This window comes from Pseudomonas sp. YuFO8, assembly GCF_035065025.1.
Lineage (GTDB): Bacteria > Pseudomonadota > Gammaproteobacteria > Pseudomonadales > Pseudomonadaceae > Aquipseudomonas > Aquipseudomonas putida_AE.
The window spans coordinates 165,175-181,261 of sequence record NZ_JAXDEQ010000001.1 but is presented as its reverse complement, the minus strand read 5'-3'; the positions used below and the strand labels follow the sequence as shown (position 1 = coordinate 181,261).

Below are 16,087 nucleotides of genomic sequence, written 5' to 3'. Positions count from 1 at the left end.
GAGGGTGTAGACCACCCTCGACTTTGAACAATTCAACGGGCACTTCCCTGTGCCCATGCAGCAGGTACTAGCCCGGAACGCGGCGGATCTTGGCGCCAAGCATCTGCAGTTTCTCTTCGATGCACTCGTAACCACGGTCTATGTGGTAGATGCGGTCGATCAGGGTGTCGCCGTCGGCGATCAGCGCCGAGATCACCAGGCTGGCCGAGGCACGCAGGTCGGTGGCCATCACTGGCGCGCCCTTGAGCTTCTCGGTACCGGTAACGATGGCGGTGTTGCCTTCGACCTGGATCTTGGCGCCCATGCGGTGCAGTTCGTACACGTGCATGAAGCGGTTTTCGAAGATTGTCTCGATCACGGCGCCCGTGCCTTCGGCAATGGCGTTGAGGGAGATGAACTGCGCCTGCATGTCGGTCGGGAACGCCGGGTACGGAGCGGTGCGCACGTTGACGGCTTTAGGCCGCTTGCCGTGCATGTTCAGCTCGATCCAGTCTTCGCCGCAGGTGATTTCGGCACCGGCTTCGCGGAGTTTTTCCAGCACGGCTTCGAGGATGGTCGGATCGGTGTCCTTGACCTTCACACGCCCGCCGGTCACGGCCGCGGCCACCAGGTAGGTGCCGGTTTCGATACGGTCCGGCATCACCTTGTAGGTGGTGGTGTGCAGACGCTCGACGCCATCGATGGTGATGGTGTCGGTGCCAGCACCGGAAACCTTGGCACCCATGGCGTTCAGGAAGTTCGCCAGGTCGACCACTTCCGGCTCGCGCGCGGCGTTAGCCAGAACGCTGCGACCCTTGGCCAAAGCGGCCGCCATCATGATGTTTTCGGTACCGGTCACACTGACGGTGTCGAAGAAGAAGTGCGCGCCACGCAGACCGCCTTCAGGGGCCTTGGCCTTGATGTAGCCGCCTTCGACGTCGATGATCGCGCCCATGGCTTCCAGGCCACGGATGTGCAGGTCAACCGGACGCGAGCCGATGGCGCAACCGCCAGGCAGCGCGACTTCGGCTTCACCGAAGCGGGCAACCATCGGGCCCAGCACCAGGATCGACGCACGCATGGTTTTAACCAGTTCGTACGGTGCGATCAGGGTCTTGATGGTGCGCGGGTCGATTTCAACGGCCAGCTTCTCGTCGATCACCGGCTCGATGCCCATGCGACCGAACAACTCGATCATGGTGGTGATGTCGTGCAGGTGCGGCAGGTTGGCCACGGTCACGGGACCGTCGCACAGCAGGGTGGCAGCGAGAATCGGCAGTGCCGAGTTCTTTGCCCCGGAGATACGGATTTCGCCATCGAGACGAGCACCGCCAGTAATAATCAATTTATCCATAAGAATCTCGACGCCCTTGGGCTCAGGTGCGCTCGGCCCAGGCCGCGCTGCTGAAAAATTTCATAGTGACCGCATGGATGCTGCCATCGGTGATCCATGGGTTCAAATGGGCATAGATCTGCTGCTGACGCTTCACCGGGCTCAACGCCGCCAGTTCATCGCTAATCACGTTCAGCTGGAAATTGCAGCCTTCGCCCTCGACTTCTACATTCGTTCCGGGCAGCTTTCCTTCAAGAAAGCTCTTAACTTCGTTGGCCTGCATGCTCAACCTCAATCGGCGCCCTGTGCGCGCGGGTCGGACATCATACAAAAAAGCCCCGCGCCTGCGAACCCCGGGAAGCAGGACTCTGACGGGGGGCTTCCTTATAGATGCGGGTTAGGGATGCGCCAACAGCTCGGTCAGCTCACTGACCTGGGCTATTTCGCGCATATCTTCTGGCATCCCGCGGATGCTCAGCGCCTTGCCGGCCGCCTGGGCATCACGCATGAAACACAACAGCAACGACAGACCGACGCTGCTGGACTTCTCCACCGCTGAACAATCGACCACCACGGCCGCGGCCTTGCTGGAGTTAATCAGCGACTGCCCCTGCCGGCGCAGTTCCGGACCGGTTCGATAATCCAGCACACCGCTGAGCCGCAGCTCGCCGGCCTCGTCCATGCGGACCGCCGACTCACTCATTGGGTCTGTTTCTCGGTGGATTCCTTGGCCTTGGCGACTTCCCCTGCCCAACCATTGATGGTTTTGTCCAGGTCGTTGCCATTGCGCTGCATCGCATCAGCGAACTGATCACGGAACAGCTTGCCAATGTTGATGCCGTTGATGATGACGTTACGCAGCTTCCACTCGCCGCCGACCTTCTCCAGCGTGTAGGACACAGGATAGATCGCGCCGTTGCTGCCCTTGACCGTCATGCCGACGCTGGTACGTTCGCCCGACTCGTCCTTGGCAGGATCAACGGTGATGCCCTGGTTGTTGTACTCGAGCAGGGCATTGCCATAGAACTGGAACAGACCTTTCTTGAAGTTTTCTTCAAAGGTCTTCATTTGCGCAGGTGTGGCTTTGCGCGAGTACTTGACCGTCATGATGCTCTTGGAAATGCCCTCGGCATCCACCACCGGGCCGACAATGCTGTTGAGCGCCGCATAGAAGTCCTGCGGGTCCTGCTTGTATTTCTCTTTGTTGGCGGCCAGGTCGGCCAGCAACCGGTTGGTGGTGTCCTGGACCAGTTCGTGCGCGGAAGGCGCCGCCACGGCGTTAGCCACCAACGGCAAGGCCGCGAGCAAAACCAACAGGCCACGTCGCAAGGTAGAGATCATTCAAAAGCTCCTCATTTGGCGTCTTTGCTAACGGTATTGAGCAGGAATTTACCGATCAGGTCCTCGAGCACCAGCGACGACTGGGTGTCATGGATGGTCCCGCCATCCTTGAGCAGGGCTTCTTCCCCACCCACGCTGATACCGATGTACTTCTCGCCCAACAGGCCAGCGGTCAGGATAGATGCAGTGGAGTCTGCCGGTAGATTATCTACACGCTTCTCCAGCTGCATGGTCACCCGACCAGTGAAACTGTCGCGGTCCAGATCGATTGCCGTGACCTTGCCGATGGTCACACCGGCCATGGTCACCTTGGCTCTGACAGTCAATCCGGCGATATTGTCGAAATACGCATAAAGTTTATAGGTTTCGGTGTTCGGGCTCGGGGACAGGCCACTGACCCGCAACGCCAGCAACAGCAAAGCCAGGATGCCAGCCAGCAAGAAAAGGCCGACACCGATTTCCAGGGTGCGGTTTTGCATCAGAAATCTCCAAACATCAAGGCGGTCAGAATAAAGTCCAGGCCGAGCACAGCCAAAGAGGCATACACCACGGTCTTGGTAGTGGCACGACTGATCCCTTCTGAAGTGGGCTCACAGTCATAGCCTTGGAATACGGCGATCCAGGTCACGACAAAGGCAAAAACCATGCTTTTGATGATGCCGTTGAGCACATCGTCGGCAAACGTCACGCTGTTCTGCATGTTCGCCCAGTAGGAGCCGTCATAGACACCCAGCCAGTCGACGGCCACCCAGGAACCGCCCCAGATACCCACCACGCTGAAAATCATCGCCAGCACCGGCAAGGAAATGAAGCCGGCCCACAGGCGCGGGGCAATGATGTACTTGAGCGGGTCCACCCCGATCATTTCCAGGCTGGAGAGCTGTTCGGTGGACTTCATGTTGCCGATTTCCGCCGTCAGCGCCGAACCGGCACGCCCGGCGAACAGCAATGCGGTGACCACCGGCCCCAGTTCACGCAGCAGCGTCAGCGCCACCATCTGCCCCACCGCCTGCTCCGAACCGTAGCTGGACAGGATGTTGAAGCCCTGGAGCGCCAGCACCATGCCGATGAATATCCCGGAGACCACGATGATCACCAGGGACATCACCCCCACCGAATGCAGTTGCTTGACCAGCAGGCCAAACCCGCCACCGATACCGCCGCGTCCCAGCAGTGCATGAAACAGGAAAATCGAGGAGCGCCCGAACACCGCCAGCACATCGATGCCCGCGTGGCCGAACCGGCGCACCCTTTCCAACAGTGAAATCTTGCGCATCAACGCTTCCCCAGAAGATCTGCGCGGTAATCCGTCGCTGGAAAGTGATAGGCGACCGGACCGTCGGGCTCGCCTGTCATGAATTGACGGATACGCGGCTCGTCCGAGTTCATCAGTTCGTCGGGCGTGCCCTGCCCCAATACCTGGCCATCGCCGACCACATAGATGTAGTCGGCAATGCTGGCGGTTTCGGCCAGGTCATGGGACACCACGATACTGGTAATGCCCAGCGCATCGTTGAGCAAGCGGATCAGACGCACCAGCACGCCCATGGCAATGGGGTCCTGGCCGACAAAAGGCTCGTCATACATGAGAATCTGTGGATCGAGCGCAATCGCCCGCGCCAGTGCGACGCGACGTTTCATGCCGCCGGACAGCTCGTCGGGCATCAGGTCGATGGCGCCACGCAACCCCACGGCCTGCAATTTGAGCAGGACGATGTCGCGGATCATTTCTTCGGGCAGCCCGGTATGAACGCGCAACGGGAAGGCGACGTTCTCGAAGACATCGAGGTCGGTAAACAGTGCGCCACTCTGAAACAGCACACCCATGTGCTTGCGTGCATCGAACAGATCACTGCGCGACAACGTCGGCAGGTTCTGGCCATTGACCCAGACTTCGCCACTGGCAGGCCGCAACTGCGCGCCCATCAGGCGCAACAGCGTGGTCTTGCCACATCCGGAAGGCCCCATGATGCCGGTGACCTTGCCGCGCGGGATGCGGATATCAATGTTATTGAAAATGCTGCGCGTACCGCGCTTGAAGGTCAGTCCCTTCAGCTCGACCGCGTAGGCGTTATCGGCGCTCATCTAAACTCCTTGCGATGCAGCCTCACACTCGGACGCCTGGCTTCCTGACAAAAGCACACTACCTCCTGGGCGGGCCGAACTGGCGGCGAACTATATCACTGCAAGCGGCACGCGCCCAAGGCCAATGCCGGGCCATGTTCAGCAACATGACAGCCAGGAAGGCTCAATCCAGAGGGGATTAGGTAACAATGAATGACAATGGGCAACGAACTTGCGTGAGGGTTTGAACCATACCGGCTATAATCGCCGCCTTTTCATCAGGCTAAACATTTTCGAAATGAGCCAATCCAGCGACCTGATCAAGTCAGCACAACGCACCATCCGCCTCGAAGTGGAAGCCGTAAAAGGCTTGCTGCCCCGTATCGACGCGGATTTCGTGCGCGCCTGCGAAATGATTCTGGCCAGCAAAGGCCGTGTCGTCGTGGTCGGCATGGGCAAATCGGGGCATATCGGCAACAAGATCGCCGCGACCCTGGCCAGTACTGGCACCACGGCCTTTTTCGTTCACCCCGCCGAGGCCAGCCATGGCGACATGGGCATGATCACCCGCGACGACATCATCCTGGCGCTGTCGAATTCCGGCTCAACCAATGAAATCGTCACCCTGTTGCCACTGATCAAGCGCCTGGGCATCCAGTTGATCAGCATGACCGGCAAGCCCGACTCACCGCTGGCCAAGGCCGCCGAGGTCAACTTGAATGTGCATGTCGAGCATGAAGCCTGCCCGCTGAACCTCGCGCCCACCTCGTCGACGACCGCCGCGCTGGTCATGGGCGATGCCCTGGCCGTTGCACTGCTGGAAGCCCGAGGTTTTACCGCCGAGGATTTCGCCTTTTCCCACCCGGGCGGTGCATTGGGTCGTCGCCTGCTGCTGAAAGTCGAAAACGTCATGCACGCCGGGCAGGAGCTGCCGCAAGTACAACGCGGCACCCTGCTCAAGGATGCGCTGATGGAAATGACCCGCAAAGGCCTGGGCATGACCGTGGTGCTCGAGGCCGATGGCAAGCTGGCCGGGATCTTCACCGACGGCGATTTGCGACGCACGCTGGACCGCAGTATCGACATCCACAGCGCCACCATCGATCAGGTCATGACAGCCCACGGCAAGACGGCCCGCGCCGAAATGCTCGCCGCCGAGGCCCTGAAAATAATGGAAGATCACAAAATCAACGCGCTGGTCGTGGTCGACAGCGAAGATCGCCCGGTCGGCGCCTTGAACATGCACGACTTGCTGCGTGCGGGAGTAATGTAATGAGCGCTGACCTGCTGCAACGCGGCAAACAGATCAAGCTGGCGGTGTTCGATGTCGACGGCGTCCTGACCGACGGGCGCCTGTACTTCCTCGAAGACGGCAGCGAATTCAAGACCTTCAACACGCTCGACGGCCAGGGCATCAAGATGCTGACGGCGGCCGGCGTGCAAACCGCCATCATCAGCGGGCGAAAGACCCCGGTGGTCGAGCGACGGGCGAAGAACCTCGGCATCCCCCACCTGTATCAGGGCCGCGAGGACAAACTGGTGGTGCTCGACGAGCTTCTTGGCCAACTCGGCCTAAGCTATGAGCAGGTCGCCTACCTCGGTGACGATTTGCCGGACCTGCCAGTGATCCGCCGCGTCGGCCTGGGCATGGCCGTGGCCAATGCCGCCAGCTTCGTGCGCGAGCACGCTCACGGCATCACCCAGGCCCGAGGTGGCGAAGGTGCCGCCCGTGAATTCTGCGAATTGATCCTGCGCGCCCAAGGCCGTCTCGATGAGGCTAACGCCGCGTACCTGTGAGCCAGATAATGCTAAGTAAAAAGTTTCGCAACATACTGGTGTTCGGTAGCATCACGGCGATTTTCGCTGCGGTCGGCTACTGGAACATCAGCCCGGAACGCTTCCTCGACAAGCCGGTCGTGCAAGTCGATGAGAGTGCGATCGACTATTACGCCACCAACGCCCACAGCGTACAGTTCCTGCCGGACGGCAGGCTGCAGTACGAGATGACGTCGGACAAGGTCGAGCACCTCAAGGCCACCGAGGTGACGCTGCTGACAAACCCCGACCTGAACATGTTCCGCGGCACCGAGTTTCCGTGGCACGTGCAGAGCGAAAAAGGCGAGGTCAATCCCGACGGCACTGAGGTCGAGTTGATCGATTCGGTACGCATTACACGTTTTGACGAGAAAAATCGCAGGACGCTGATCACCACCACTCGCATGACCGTGTTCCCGCAGCAGCAATATGCGCAGACCGAGCGAGACGTTAGAATCGACGGCGCTGGCGGTGTATCGACTGGCAAGGGAATGAAGGCGTATTTGAAAGAAAGCAGGATACACCTGCTATCGAACGTAAGAGGACAGTATGAGGCTCGTTAAAACCCTCCCTATTTTGCTCAGTCTGGGCGCTGCACTGGGAAGCGTGAGCGCCTGGGCTCTGCCGGACGATCAACAGCAGCCTATTCGCATTCAGGCCGACGATGCCCAGCTGGACGACAAGCAAGGCATCGCCACGTACACCGGCGACGTCATCATCACCCAGGGCTCGATGAAGGTCACCGGCAACAAGGTGACCATGACCCGCGCGCCGAACGGCGACATCGACGTGGTGACCTCGGTGGGCAACCTGGCCTACTTCGAGCAAATGCAGACGGCTGGCGACTCCAAGCCGGTGCAGGGCTGGGGCGTGACCATCCAGTACCTCGCTCCGCAAAACCGCGTCGTGCTGATCGACAAGGCCAAAGTCATCGACAAGGACAACAACGTCACCCAAGGCGAGAAAATCGTCTATGACACCGAGAAGAAACTGGCCAGCGCCGGTCGCGCCACAGGCAGCAAGGTGACCGAGTCGCGTCCGCGCATCGACATGGTGATCCAGCCGAAAAAGAAAACCGACGAGCAAAAGGCCCCGTAATGGCAACTCTGAAAGCCCAGCACCTGGCCAAGAGCTACAAGAGCCGCCAGGTCGTGCGTGACGTCAGCCTGTCCATCGACAGCGGCCAGATCGTCGGCCTGCTCGGCCCCAACGGCGCCGGCAAGACCACCTGCTTCTACATGATCGTCGGCCTGGTACAGGCCGATCAGGGCCGCGTGCTGATCGATGACCTCGACGTCAGCCACCAGCCGATGCACGGTCGCGCCAAGGCGGGTATCGGCTATCTGCCACAGGAAGCGTCGATCTTCCGCAAACTGTCGGTGGCCGACAACATCATGGCCATCCTCGAGACCCGCAAGGAACTCGACAAGGCCGGCCGCCGCAAGGAACTGGAAAGCCTGCTGCAGGAATTCCACATCAGCCACATCCGCGACAACCTCGGCATGAGCCTGTCCGGCGGCGAACGCCGCCGCGTGGAAATCGCCCGGGCACTGGCCACCAACCCGAAATTCATCCTGCTCGACGAACCGTTCGCCGGCGTCGACCCGATTTCAGTGGGCGACATCAAGCAGATCATCCATCACCTCAAGGCCAAGGGCATCGGCGTGCTGATCACCGACCACAACGTCCGTGAAACCCTGGATATCTGCGAAACCGCCTACATCGTCAACGATGGCCAACTGATCGCCGAAGGTGACGCTGAAACCATCCTGGCCAATGACCTGGTCAAGGAAGTGTACCTGGGGCACGAATTCCGCCTGTAAGCGTCGAGGTGTCCGGCGGGTCGACCGAGCGCTCGGCGCAATAAAAAATCAACCTTTTTTTATTGTTACAGCGCTCTAGGCAAACGCCGCGGTTTCGGGCATATAATTTGCTTATGTTTGGCGCTCCGGCGCCCTGTAGTGGATGGCGCATGTGCGCCGGCGAATAAGGTGTTAAGCCCCTGCCATGAAACCATCGCTAGTCTTGAGAATGGGCCAGCAGCTGACGATGACACCGCAGCTGCAACAGGCCATCCGCCTGCTCCAATTGTCGACCCTGGACCTGCAACAGGAAATCCAGGAGGCCCTGGAGTCCAACCCGATGCTCGAGCGCCAGGAAGAAGGCGACGACTTCGACAATTCCGACCCGCTGGCCGACAACGCCGAACACAAGCCCAGTACCGACATCCAGGAACCCTCTTACCAGGAAACCGCCCCGACGGTCGATAACCTCGAGGAAGGCGACTGGAACGAGCGCATTCCTAACGAACTGCCGGTCGACACCGCCTGGGAAGACGTGTACCAGACCAGTGCCAGCAGCCTGCCGAGCAACGATGACGACGAGTGGGATTTCACCACCCGCACATCGGCGGGCGAGAGCCTGCAAAGCCACCTGCTGTGGCAATTGAACCTGGCCCCGATGTCCGACACCGATCGCCTGATCGCCGTGACCCTGATCGACTGCATCAACAACCAGGGTTATCTGGACGAGACGCTGGAGGAGATCCTCGAAGCCTTCGATCCGGAACTGGACATCGAACTGGACGAAATCGAAGCCGTCCTGCACCGCATCCAGCAATTCGAACCCGCCGGCATCGCTGCCCGCAACCTGGGCGAATGCCTGCTGCTGCAATTGCGCCAGCTACCCGCCAAGACGCCTTGGCTGGCCGAGGCCAAGCGCCTGGTCACCGACTACATCGACTTGCTCGGCAGCCGCGACTACAGTCAGCTGATGCGCCGCATGAAGCTCAAGGAAGATGAACTGCGCCAGGTGATCGAACTGGTGCAGAGCCTCAACCCGCGCCCTGGCTCGCAAATCGAGTCGACCGAAGCCGAATACGTGGTACCCGACGTGATCGTGCGCAAGGACAACGAGCGCTGGTTGGTGGAGTTGAACCAGGAGTCGGTGCCGCGCCTGCGGGTCAACGCCCAGTACGCAGGCTTCGTGCGCCGTGCCGACACCAGCGCCGACAACACCTTCATGCGCAATCAGCTGCAGGAAGCCCGCTGGTTCATCAAGAGCCTGCAGAGCCGCAACGAAACCCTGATGAAAGTGGCCACGCAGATTGTCGAGCATCAGCGCGGCTTCCTGGAGTACGGCGACGAGGCCATGAAACCGCTGGTGCTGCATGACATCGCCGAAGCGGTCGGCATGCACGAGTCGACGATTTCGCGGGTGACCACGCAGAAATTCATGCATACCCCTCGGGGCATCTATGAACTGAAATACTTTTTCTCCAGCCACGTCAGCACCTCCGAGGGCGGAGAATGCTCGTCCACGGCGATTCGCGCGATCATCAAAAAACTGGTGGCGGCGGAAAATCAGAAAAAGCCGTTGAGTGACAGCAAGATCGCTGGTTTACTGGAGGCACAAGGCATTCAGGTGGCTCGCCGCACCGTCGCCAAGTACCGCGAATCCCTCGGGATCGCGCCTTCGAGCGAACGCAAGCGGTTGATGTAGGGCCACGCCACAGCGTTCCAGTGGCAGATCATCTGGATCTGCCGCTTTATGCACTGGCAACGAAGGAGAAGCTGTATGCAAGTCAACATCAGTGGACACCAACTGGAAGTGACCGAACCTCTTCGCACCTACATCGGCGAAAAACTCGAACGATTGGAGCGACATTTCGACAAGATCACCAACGTGCAAGTCACGATGTGCGTCGAAAAGCTGAAGCAAAAAATCGAAGCCACGCTGCATATTCCCGGCAATGAGGTCGTCGCAAACGCGGAACATACTGATATGTACGCAGCTATCGACTTACTGACCGACAAGCTGGATAAACAACTCAAAAAGCATAAGGAAAAGACCCAGAGCCTCCTCCAGGGCGCTACGGGTCGTTAACACTCCCAACCCATGATCCGACTTGAAAGCATCCTGACCCCCGGCCGTTCCCTGGTGAACGTGCCGGGCGGCAGTAAAAAGAAAGCCCTCGAGCAAATTGCCAACCTGATCGCCCGGGAAGTGCCGGATCTGGAGATGCAAGATGTCTTCGAGGCTTTGATCGCCCGTGAAAAACTCGGTTCGACCGGTTTTGGCAACGGCATCGCCATTCCCCACTGTCGCCTGAAGGGCTGCACATCGCCCATCAGCGCCTTGATGCACCTCGACGCCCCTATCGATTTCGACGCCATCGATGGCGCCCCGGTTGACCTGTTGTTCGTGCTACTGGTCCCGGAAGCCGCTACCGATGCGCACCTGGAGCTTTTGCGCCAGATCGCCAGCATGCTCGACCGCAAGGAAGTGCGCGAAAAACTGCGCAGCGCCGCGAGCAATGAAGCCTTGTATCAGGTTGTCCTGGACGAGCAAAACGGTCACTAATCATGCGCTTGATCATCGTCAGCGGTCGTTCCGGCTCAGGTAAAAGTACCGCCCTCGACGTCCTCGAGGACAACGGCTACTACTGCATCGACAACCTGCCTGCCGGTTTGCTGCCCGAACTGGCCGAGCGCGCGCTGATTCACACCGAGCTGGCGCAACCGCTGGTTGCCGTATCCATCGATGCGCGCAACCTGCCAAGTCACCTGTCGCGTTTCCCCGAACTGCTGGCCGAAGTGCGCAGCCGCCACATCCAGTGCGATGTCCTGTACCTGGATGCCGACGAGGAAACCCTGCTCAAGCGTTTCTCGGAAACCCGCCGCCGTCACCCGCTGAGCAATGCCAATCGCTCACTGGCCGAGGCGATCAACGACGAGACCACCCTGCTCGGGCCGATTGCCGACCTGGCCGACCTCAAGCTCAACACCACCAGCCTGAACCTGTACCAACTGCGCGATACCATCAAGCTGCGCCTGCTGAACCAGCCGGAACCCGGCACGGCATTCCTCGTGGAGTCGTTCGGGTTCAAGCGTGGCATGCCGGTCGACGCCGACCTGGTATTCGATGTGCGCTGCCTGCCCAATCCTTACTGGAAGCCGGAACTGCGCGAGCAGTCCGGGCTCGACCAACCGGTGGCCGATTACCTGGCGGCGCAACCCGATGTCGAGGAGATGTTCCAGGACATTTCTACGTACCTGCTCAAATGGCTGCCACGCTTTGCCGCCAGCAACCGCGCCTATGTCACTATTGCCATTGGCTGCACCGGCGGCCATCACCGCTCCGTCTACCTGACTGAACGTCTTGGCCAGGTCCTGCAGCAATCCCTGAAGAACGTCCAGGTTCGCCACCGCGACCTCAGCTAAAGGATTCACACCGCGATGCCTGCTCTGGAAATCGAAATCATCAACAAGCTGGGCCTGCATGCCCGCGCTTCGGCAAAATTCGTTGGAATCGCCGGTCAATTCAAGGATTGCACGATCAGGGTAGGACGCACGCCAGAGACCACCGTCGACGGTAAAAGCATCATGGCGATGATGATGCTGGCCGCCGGCAAGGGCACCAGGATTTACCTGAGCACGGAAGGCGAGCAGGAACAGGAAGCGCTGGATGCGCTGGTGAAGTTGATCAACAACTACTTCGACGAAGGCGAATAAAGGTCAAGATCAAAAGATCGCAGCCTGCGGCAGCTCCTACATGGGATCGTGTTTACCTGTAGGAGATGCCGCAGGCTGCGATCTTTTTAGGCCAACGCCGTATCCATCACCATCATCAGGCAAAACCCGATCAGCAGCCCAAGGCTTGCCAATTTGTCGTGACCATTGCGGCGCGACTCGGGAATCACTTCGTGGGTGACCACCAACAGCATCGCCCCCGCCGCCAGCGCCAACCCCAAAGGCAACAACAGTTCGGCCAGGCTCACCAGCCATGCGCACAACAGCGCGAACACTGGCTCCACCAACCCTGAAGCAGCACCGATCAGGAAAGCCTTGAACCGCGACATCCCGGCTCCCGCCAGCACCAGCGCGATCACCAACCCCTCCGGCACATCCTGCAGGGCAATGCCCATCGCCAGGCTGTCGGCGTCAGGCATGCCGCCACCGGCCGACACGCCGACCGCCATGCCTTCGGGGATGTTATGGGCAATGATGGCAAACACGAACAGCCAGATCCGTGGCGCAATGACCGGATGCTCCACGGTGCCGACGAGCATTTGCGGTGAAGCACCCGAGACCTGGCAATCCACCAGGAACAGACCGAAGGCGCCGAGCAGGATGCCAAGACACATCAGGCCGCTGGCAGCCCACGGACTCATGCCCAGGTTTTCTGCCGCGGCAATGCCCGGCATGATCAGCGAAAACGCTGTCGCCGCGAGCATGACGCCAGCACCAAAGCCCAGCAGCGAATCGCTGAGTGCCTGGGGCATGCGCCGGATCACCAGCACCGGCACAGCCCCGAGCGCCGTGCCCAGGGCGCAGATCGCACCGCCCTGCAACGCCCGCGACAGCCGCGGTTCAAGGTCCAGCCAGGCCAGCCCATGTGCAACCAGCAAGCTCATGCCCGCCAGCAGTAACAGCGATCCGAATGCGTAACGAAACATTCGTCCACTTCCGATCGCCAGCGTTTCAGTGCCCATAATCAGCCTTGGGTTGTTTTTATAAAGGACTCAGGCCAGTGCCGCTTGATAGCGCGCCGCAACTTCCGGCCAATTGATCACGTTGTAGAACGCGCTGATGTATTCCGGACGGCAATTCTGATACCGCAGGTAATAGGCGTGTTCCCACACATCCAGGCCGAGGATCGGCGTATTGCCGTTCATCAACGGGCTGTCCTGGTTGCCGCTGCTTTCCACGACCAGGGTCTTTTGTGGGGTTACGCTCAGCCACGCCCAGCCACTGCCGAAACGGGTCAACGCCGCCTTGGTGAAAGCGTCCTTGAAACTGTCGAGGCCACCCAGCTGCTCATCGATCGCCTTGGCCAGCGCGCCTTCAGGCTTGCCGCCGCCGTGCGGCGCCATGACTTCCCAGAACAATGAATGGTTGGCGTGGCCTCCGCCCTGGTTGATCACTGCCGCACGGAGCTTCTCCGGCAGTTGCTGCACGGCGGCCACCAGCTTTTCCACTGGCCACTCGGCGAACTCGGTGCCCTCGACCGCAGCGTTGAGGTTGTTGATATAGGTCTGGTGGTGTTTGGTGTAGTGGATTTCCATGGTCTGCGCATCGATGTGCGGTTCCAGGGCGTCGTAGGCATACGGCAAGGCAGGCAGGGTAAAAGCCATGTTCAGTGGACTCCATGATGGTGAGGCGCAGGGCGATGCGACGGTGAGGCAGTCTCGATGTGCAGCAACCGATGGGTGCGTGGATATTCACCGTGCTCGCTGATGAAATTCAGCAGTTCGACGTAGGTCTTGTTGCTCTGGCGCAGCGCCGCTTCACGCAGCGCTGGCGTCAGTCGCGGGTCCTGCACGGTCTGTAGCAGGCGCTGGTGGATGGCGCACAGGTACTCGGCGCTCTCCTCCGGCTGGTTCAGGCGCAAATGCAGGTCCGCCAGGTTGTGATGGGAGATCACGCAGGCCGCCACCGCTTCATCGGCATTTGCCCAGCGCTCGAACAGCACCTGGGCCAGGGCCAATGCCTGCAAGTAAGCCTCGCGGGCATCGACCAGCTCGCCCAACATGAAACAGCGATTTGCCCTTTCGATCGTGCGTTTCCAGTGTTCCATGGTGAGCCTCCAAAGCGGTGGTGGTGGTTACACGCCGCCAGCGGTGAGTTTTTCCGGGTTGAGCAACGTTTCCAGCTGGCTACGCGGAAGTTCGGTGTGCTCCAGTGCGACATCGATCACCGGGCGGCCCTGCTGATAAGCCTTCTTGGCGATTTCAGCGGCTTTCTGGTAGCCAATGATCGGGTTGAGTGCCGTCACCAGGATCGGGTTGCGCGACAGCGCTTGCTTGATCCGGTCTTCGTTGACCTTGAAGCTGGCGATGGCCTTTTCCCCCAGCAGACGGCTGGAGTTGGCCAGCAATTCGATGCTGCCCAGCAGGTTCTGGGCGACGATGGGCAGCATCACGTTGAGCTCGAAATTGCCCGACTGACCGGCGACGGTGATCACCGTGTCGTTGCCGATTACCTGGGCGGCGACCATGGCGGTGGCCTCCGGGATCACCGGGTTGACCTTGCCGGGCATGATCGAAGACCCCGGCTGCAAGGCTTCGAGCTCTATCTCACCCAGGCCAGCCAGAGGACCGGAGTTCATCCAGCGCAGGTCGTTGGCGATTTTCATCAGCGACACCGCGGTCGCCTTGAGCTGGCCGGAAACGGCCACGGCGGTGTCCTGGGAGCCGATCAAGGCAAACAGATCCACGCCCGGCGTAAATTGCACCTGGGTCAGCTTGCTCAGTTGTTGGCTGAAGCGCGCAGCGAATTCGGGATGCGCATTGACCCCGGTACCCACTGCCGTACCGCCCTGGGCCAGGGATTGCAGGCTTGGCTGCAGGCCTTGCAAATGGCCGATGTTGGCCTTGAGTTGTTGCGCCCAACCATTGAGCACCTGGCTCATGCGCACCGGCATGGCATCCATCAGGTGGGTGCGCCCGGTCTTGACGTGGTGATGCACCTCTTGCGCCTTGCGTTCGATCACCTGAACCAGCCCGTTCAGGGCCGGCAACAACTGTTCGTGCAAGGCCAGCGCGGCACTGACGTGGATAGTGGTCGGGATGATGTCGTTGCTGCTCTGCCCGCAATTGACGTGATCGTTGGGGTTCACCGGCTCGCCGAGCAGGCGGCTGGCCAGGGTGGCGATCACTTCGTTGGCGTTCATGTTGGAGCTGGTGCCGGAACCGGTCTGGAACACATCCACCGGGAAGTGCTGCATGAAATCGCCTTCCAGCAAGCCTTGCGCAGCCTCGACGATGGCGATGCCCTGGGACTCGCTGATCTGCTTGAGCTCGATGTTGGCGCGCGCTGCCGCAGCCTTGGCCAGGATCAACGCGCGAATGAACTGCACCGGCATTGGCTTGCCGCTGATCGGGAAGTTATCCACTGCACGCTGAGTCTGTGCGCCATAGAGGGCGTCATGCGGGACCTGAAGCTCGCCCATGCTGTCGCGCTCAATACGTGTCTTGGTCATCTGAAAATCCTTGCACCAGTTCAGTTAAGGGAATCGAGGGTTGCAGCTCGCAGGTCGCCAGTTGCCAGGTGTAGCTCTGCCAGCGCTTGAGTCGGCATTTGCACAAGGCGAGGCGTTCGAGTTCGCGCAAAGGGCGCCAGGCCTGGTCGAGGCAGTAAGTGCGCCAGTGCCAGGGCAGCGCGACATCCGCAGCGGTGTCGAGCAGCAAACGGAAGGAGGTTTGGGCAATGGTCCAGGGCGAGGTTGCCGTGCAACAGGCCAGATACCGGCCTTCGGCCAGGTAATGATCGATCAGGCGCGGCTCGTCGGGATCCATCGCGCAACGGATCTGGCGACTCATCCAGCGCCAGCTTTCGAGGTAAGGCTGCTCGTGCAAGGCAGAACTCATGATCCGGGGCTCATTCGGTAATGAGATTTATTATTAGATGATAATGAGAACCAACACAAGCTCGATAGCGCACGTAGAACTCACTGTGGGAGCGGGCTTGCTCGCGAAGAGGCCTGCACATTCAACATCTTCGTTGACTGGCGTGCCGCCTTCGCGAGCAAGCCCGCTCCCACATGGGATCTGTG

At 60.1% G+C, this 16,087-nt stretch carries 22 protein-coding genes; 10 read left to right on the top strand and 12 right to left on the bottom strand.

Annotation, left to right across the window (positions count from 1 at the left end; translation table 11 throughout):
* Positions 1-67: 67 nt before the first annotated feature.
* The 7 genes from murA to SOP95_RS00780 all read right to left on the bottom strand — a co-directional run bounded on the left by murA (position 68) and on the right by SOP95_RS00780 (position 4,738).
* Positions 68-1,333, bottom strand: a complete 1,266-nt coding sequence (murA, locus tag SOP95_RS00810; protein ID WP_046820542.1) for a UDP-N-acetylglucosamine 1-carboxyvinyltransferase — start codon at positions 1,331-1,333, stop codon at positions 68-70.
* A gap of 22 nt (positions 1,334-1,355) precedes the next feature.
* The gene (locus tag SOP95_RS00805; RefSeq protein ID WP_274074003.1) at positions 1,356-1,595 is read right to left on the bottom strand and encodes a BolA family protein; all 240 of its coding nucleotides are present in this window, start codon (positions 1,593-1,595) and stop codon (positions 1,356-1,358) included.
* A gap of 114 nt (positions 1,596-1,709) precedes the next feature.
* Positions 1,710-2,015 carry an STAS domain-containing protein gene (locus SOP95_RS00800; RefSeq protein WP_274074004.1) on the bottom strand — a complete coding sequence of 102 codons (306 nt, stop codon included), beginning with the start codon at positions 2,013-2,015 and terminating at the stop codon, positions 1,710-1,712.
* Entirely contained in the window at positions 2,012-2,653 is a 642-nt protein-coding gene (locus SOP95_RS00795; RefSeq protein ID WP_274074005.1) for an MlaC/ttg2D family ABC transporter substrate-binding protein, read from the bottom strand. Before SOP95_RS00795 ends, SOP95_RS00800 begins: the two co-directional genes overlap by 4 nt.
* Before the next feature lie 11 nt (positions 2,654-2,664).
* Positions 2,665-3,132 (bottom strand): outer membrane lipid asymmetry maintenance protein MlaD, encoded by a 468-nt coding sequence (mlaD, locus tag SOP95_RS00790; protein WP_034147091.1) that lies wholly within the window; start codon positions 3,130-3,132, stop codon positions 2,665-2,667.
* On the bottom strand, positions 3,132-3,929 hold the full coding sequence (gene mlaE / locus SOP95_RS00785) for a lipid asymmetry maintenance ABC transporter permease subunit MlaE (protein WP_274074006.1): 798 nt from the start codon (positions 3,927-3,929) through the stop codon (positions 3,132-3,134). The genes mlaD and mlaE overlap by 1 nt, the downstream gene beginning before the upstream one ends.
* A complete protein-coding gene (locus tag SOP95_RS00780; protein ID WP_323605555.1) occupies positions 3,929-4,738 on the bottom strand; it encodes an ATP-binding cassette domain-containing protein in 810 nt (269 codons plus the stop codon). The genes mlaE and SOP95_RS00780 overlap by 1 nt, the downstream gene beginning before the upstream one ends.
* A gap of 277 nt (positions 4,739-5,015) precedes the next feature.
* Here SOP95_RS00780 and SOP95_RS00775 point away from each other — a divergent pair, with 277 nt between their 5' ends.
* The 10 genes from SOP95_RS00775 to SOP95_RS00730 all read left to right on the top strand — a co-directional run bounded on the left by SOP95_RS00775 (position 5,016) and on the right by SOP95_RS00730 (position 12,045).
* Complete coding sequence (locus SOP95_RS00775; RefSeq protein WP_323605554.1) at positions 5,016-5,990, top strand: KpsF/GutQ family sugar-phosphate isomerase; 975 nt, start codon at positions 5,016-5,018, stop codon at positions 5,988-5,990.
* Positions 5,990-6,514 carry a KdsC family phosphatase gene (locus SOP95_RS00770; RefSeq protein ID WP_323605553.1) on the top strand — a complete coding sequence of 175 codons (525 nt, stop codon included), beginning with the start codon at positions 5,990-5,992 and terminating at the stop codon, positions 6,512-6,514. The genes SOP95_RS00775 and SOP95_RS00770 overlap by 1 nt, the downstream gene beginning before the upstream one ends.
* 8 nt (positions 6,515-6,522) lie before the next feature.
* Positions 6,523-7,095: an LPS export ABC transporter periplasmic protein LptC gene (lptC, locus tag SOP95_RS00765; RefSeq protein ID WP_274074010.1), complete on the top strand. Its 573-nt coding sequence runs from the start codon at positions 6,523-6,525 to the stop codon at positions 7,093-7,095.
* A complete protein-coding gene (lptA, locus tag SOP95_RS00760; RefSeq protein ID WP_323605551.1) occupies positions 7,082-7,630 on the top strand; it encodes a lipopolysaccharide transport periplasmic protein LptA in 549 nt (182 codons plus the stop codon). Before lptC ends, lptA begins: the two co-directional genes overlap by 14 nt.
* A complete protein-coding gene (lptB, locus tag SOP95_RS00755; protein WP_008054366.1) occupies positions 7,630-8,355 on the top strand; it encodes an LPS export ABC transporter ATP-binding protein in 726 nt (241 codons plus the stop codon). Before lptA ends, lptB begins: the two co-directional genes overlap by 1 nt.
* A 184-nt stretch (positions 8,356-8,539) precedes the next feature.
* Positions 8,540-10,033, top strand: a complete 1,494-nt coding sequence (locus SOP95_RS00750) for an RNA polymerase factor sigma-54 (RefSeq protein ID WP_274074012.1) — start codon at positions 8,540-8,542, stop codon at positions 10,031-10,033.
* A gap of 75 nt (positions 10,034-10,108) precedes the next feature.
* A complete protein-coding gene (gene hpf / locus SOP95_RS00745) occupies positions 10,109-10,417 on the top strand; it encodes a ribosome hibernation-promoting factor, HPF/YfiA family (RefSeq protein ID WP_274074013.1) in 309 nt (102 codons plus the stop codon).
* Between the two features lie 12 nt (positions 10,418-10,429).
* Positions 10,430-10,894 carry a PTS IIA-like nitrogen regulatory protein PtsN gene (gene ptsN, locus SOP95_RS00740; RefSeq protein ID WP_274074014.1) on the top strand — a complete coding sequence of 155 codons (465 nt, stop codon included), beginning with the start codon at positions 10,430-10,432 and terminating at the stop codon, positions 10,892-10,894.
* A 2-nt stretch (positions 10,895-10,896) separates the two neighbouring features.
* Positions 10,897-11,754, top strand: coding sequence for an RNase adapter RapZ (gene rapZ / locus SOP95_RS00735; protein WP_083348227.1), 858 nt, complete (start codon positions 10,897-10,899; stop codon positions 11,752-11,754).
* Between the two features lie 15 nt (positions 11,755-11,769).
* Positions 11,770-12,045, top strand: a complete 276-nt coding sequence (locus SOP95_RS00730) for an HPr family phosphocarrier protein (RefSeq protein ID WP_046820553.1) — start codon at positions 11,770-11,772, stop codon at positions 12,043-12,045.
* An 86-nt stretch (positions 12,046-12,131) separates the two neighbouring features.
* Here the strand turns inward: SOP95_RS00730 and SOP95_RS00725 are convergent, their stop codons facing one another.
* The 5 genes from SOP95_RS00725 to SOP95_RS00705 are packed head-to-tail and all read right to left on the bottom strand — an operon-like array spanning position 12,132 to position 15,902.
* A complete protein-coding gene (locus SOP95_RS00725; RefSeq protein WP_274074015.1) occupies positions 12,132-13,025 on the bottom strand; it encodes a ZIP family metal transporter in 894 nt (297 codons plus the stop codon).
* Positions 13,026-13,055: 30 nt separating this feature from the next.
* The gene (locus tag SOP95_RS00720) at positions 13,056-13,667 is read right to left on the bottom strand and encodes a superoxide dismutase (RefSeq protein WP_323605547.1); all 612 of its coding nucleotides are present in this window, start codon (positions 13,665-13,667) and stop codon (positions 13,056-13,058) included.
* A gap of 2 nt (positions 13,668-13,669) precedes the next feature.
* Positions 13,670-14,110 carry a hypothetical protein gene (locus SOP95_RS00715; RefSeq protein ID WP_274074016.1) on the bottom strand — a complete coding sequence of 147 codons (441 nt, stop codon included), beginning with the start codon at positions 14,108-14,110 and terminating at the stop codon, positions 13,670-13,672.
* A gap of 27 nt (positions 14,111-14,137) precedes the next feature.
* A complete protein-coding gene (locus SOP95_RS00710; protein WP_323605545.1) occupies positions 14,138-15,514 on the bottom strand; it encodes a class II fumarate hydratase in 1,377 nt (458 codons plus the stop codon).
* Positions 15,495-15,902 carry a hypothetical protein gene (locus tag SOP95_RS00705; RefSeq protein WP_046820558.1) on the bottom strand — a complete coding sequence of 136 codons (408 nt, stop codon included), beginning with the start codon at positions 15,900-15,902 and terminating at the stop codon, positions 15,495-15,497. Before SOP95_RS00705 ends, SOP95_RS00710 begins: the two co-directional genes overlap by 20 nt.
* Positions 15,903-16,087 lie beyond the last annotated feature (185 nt).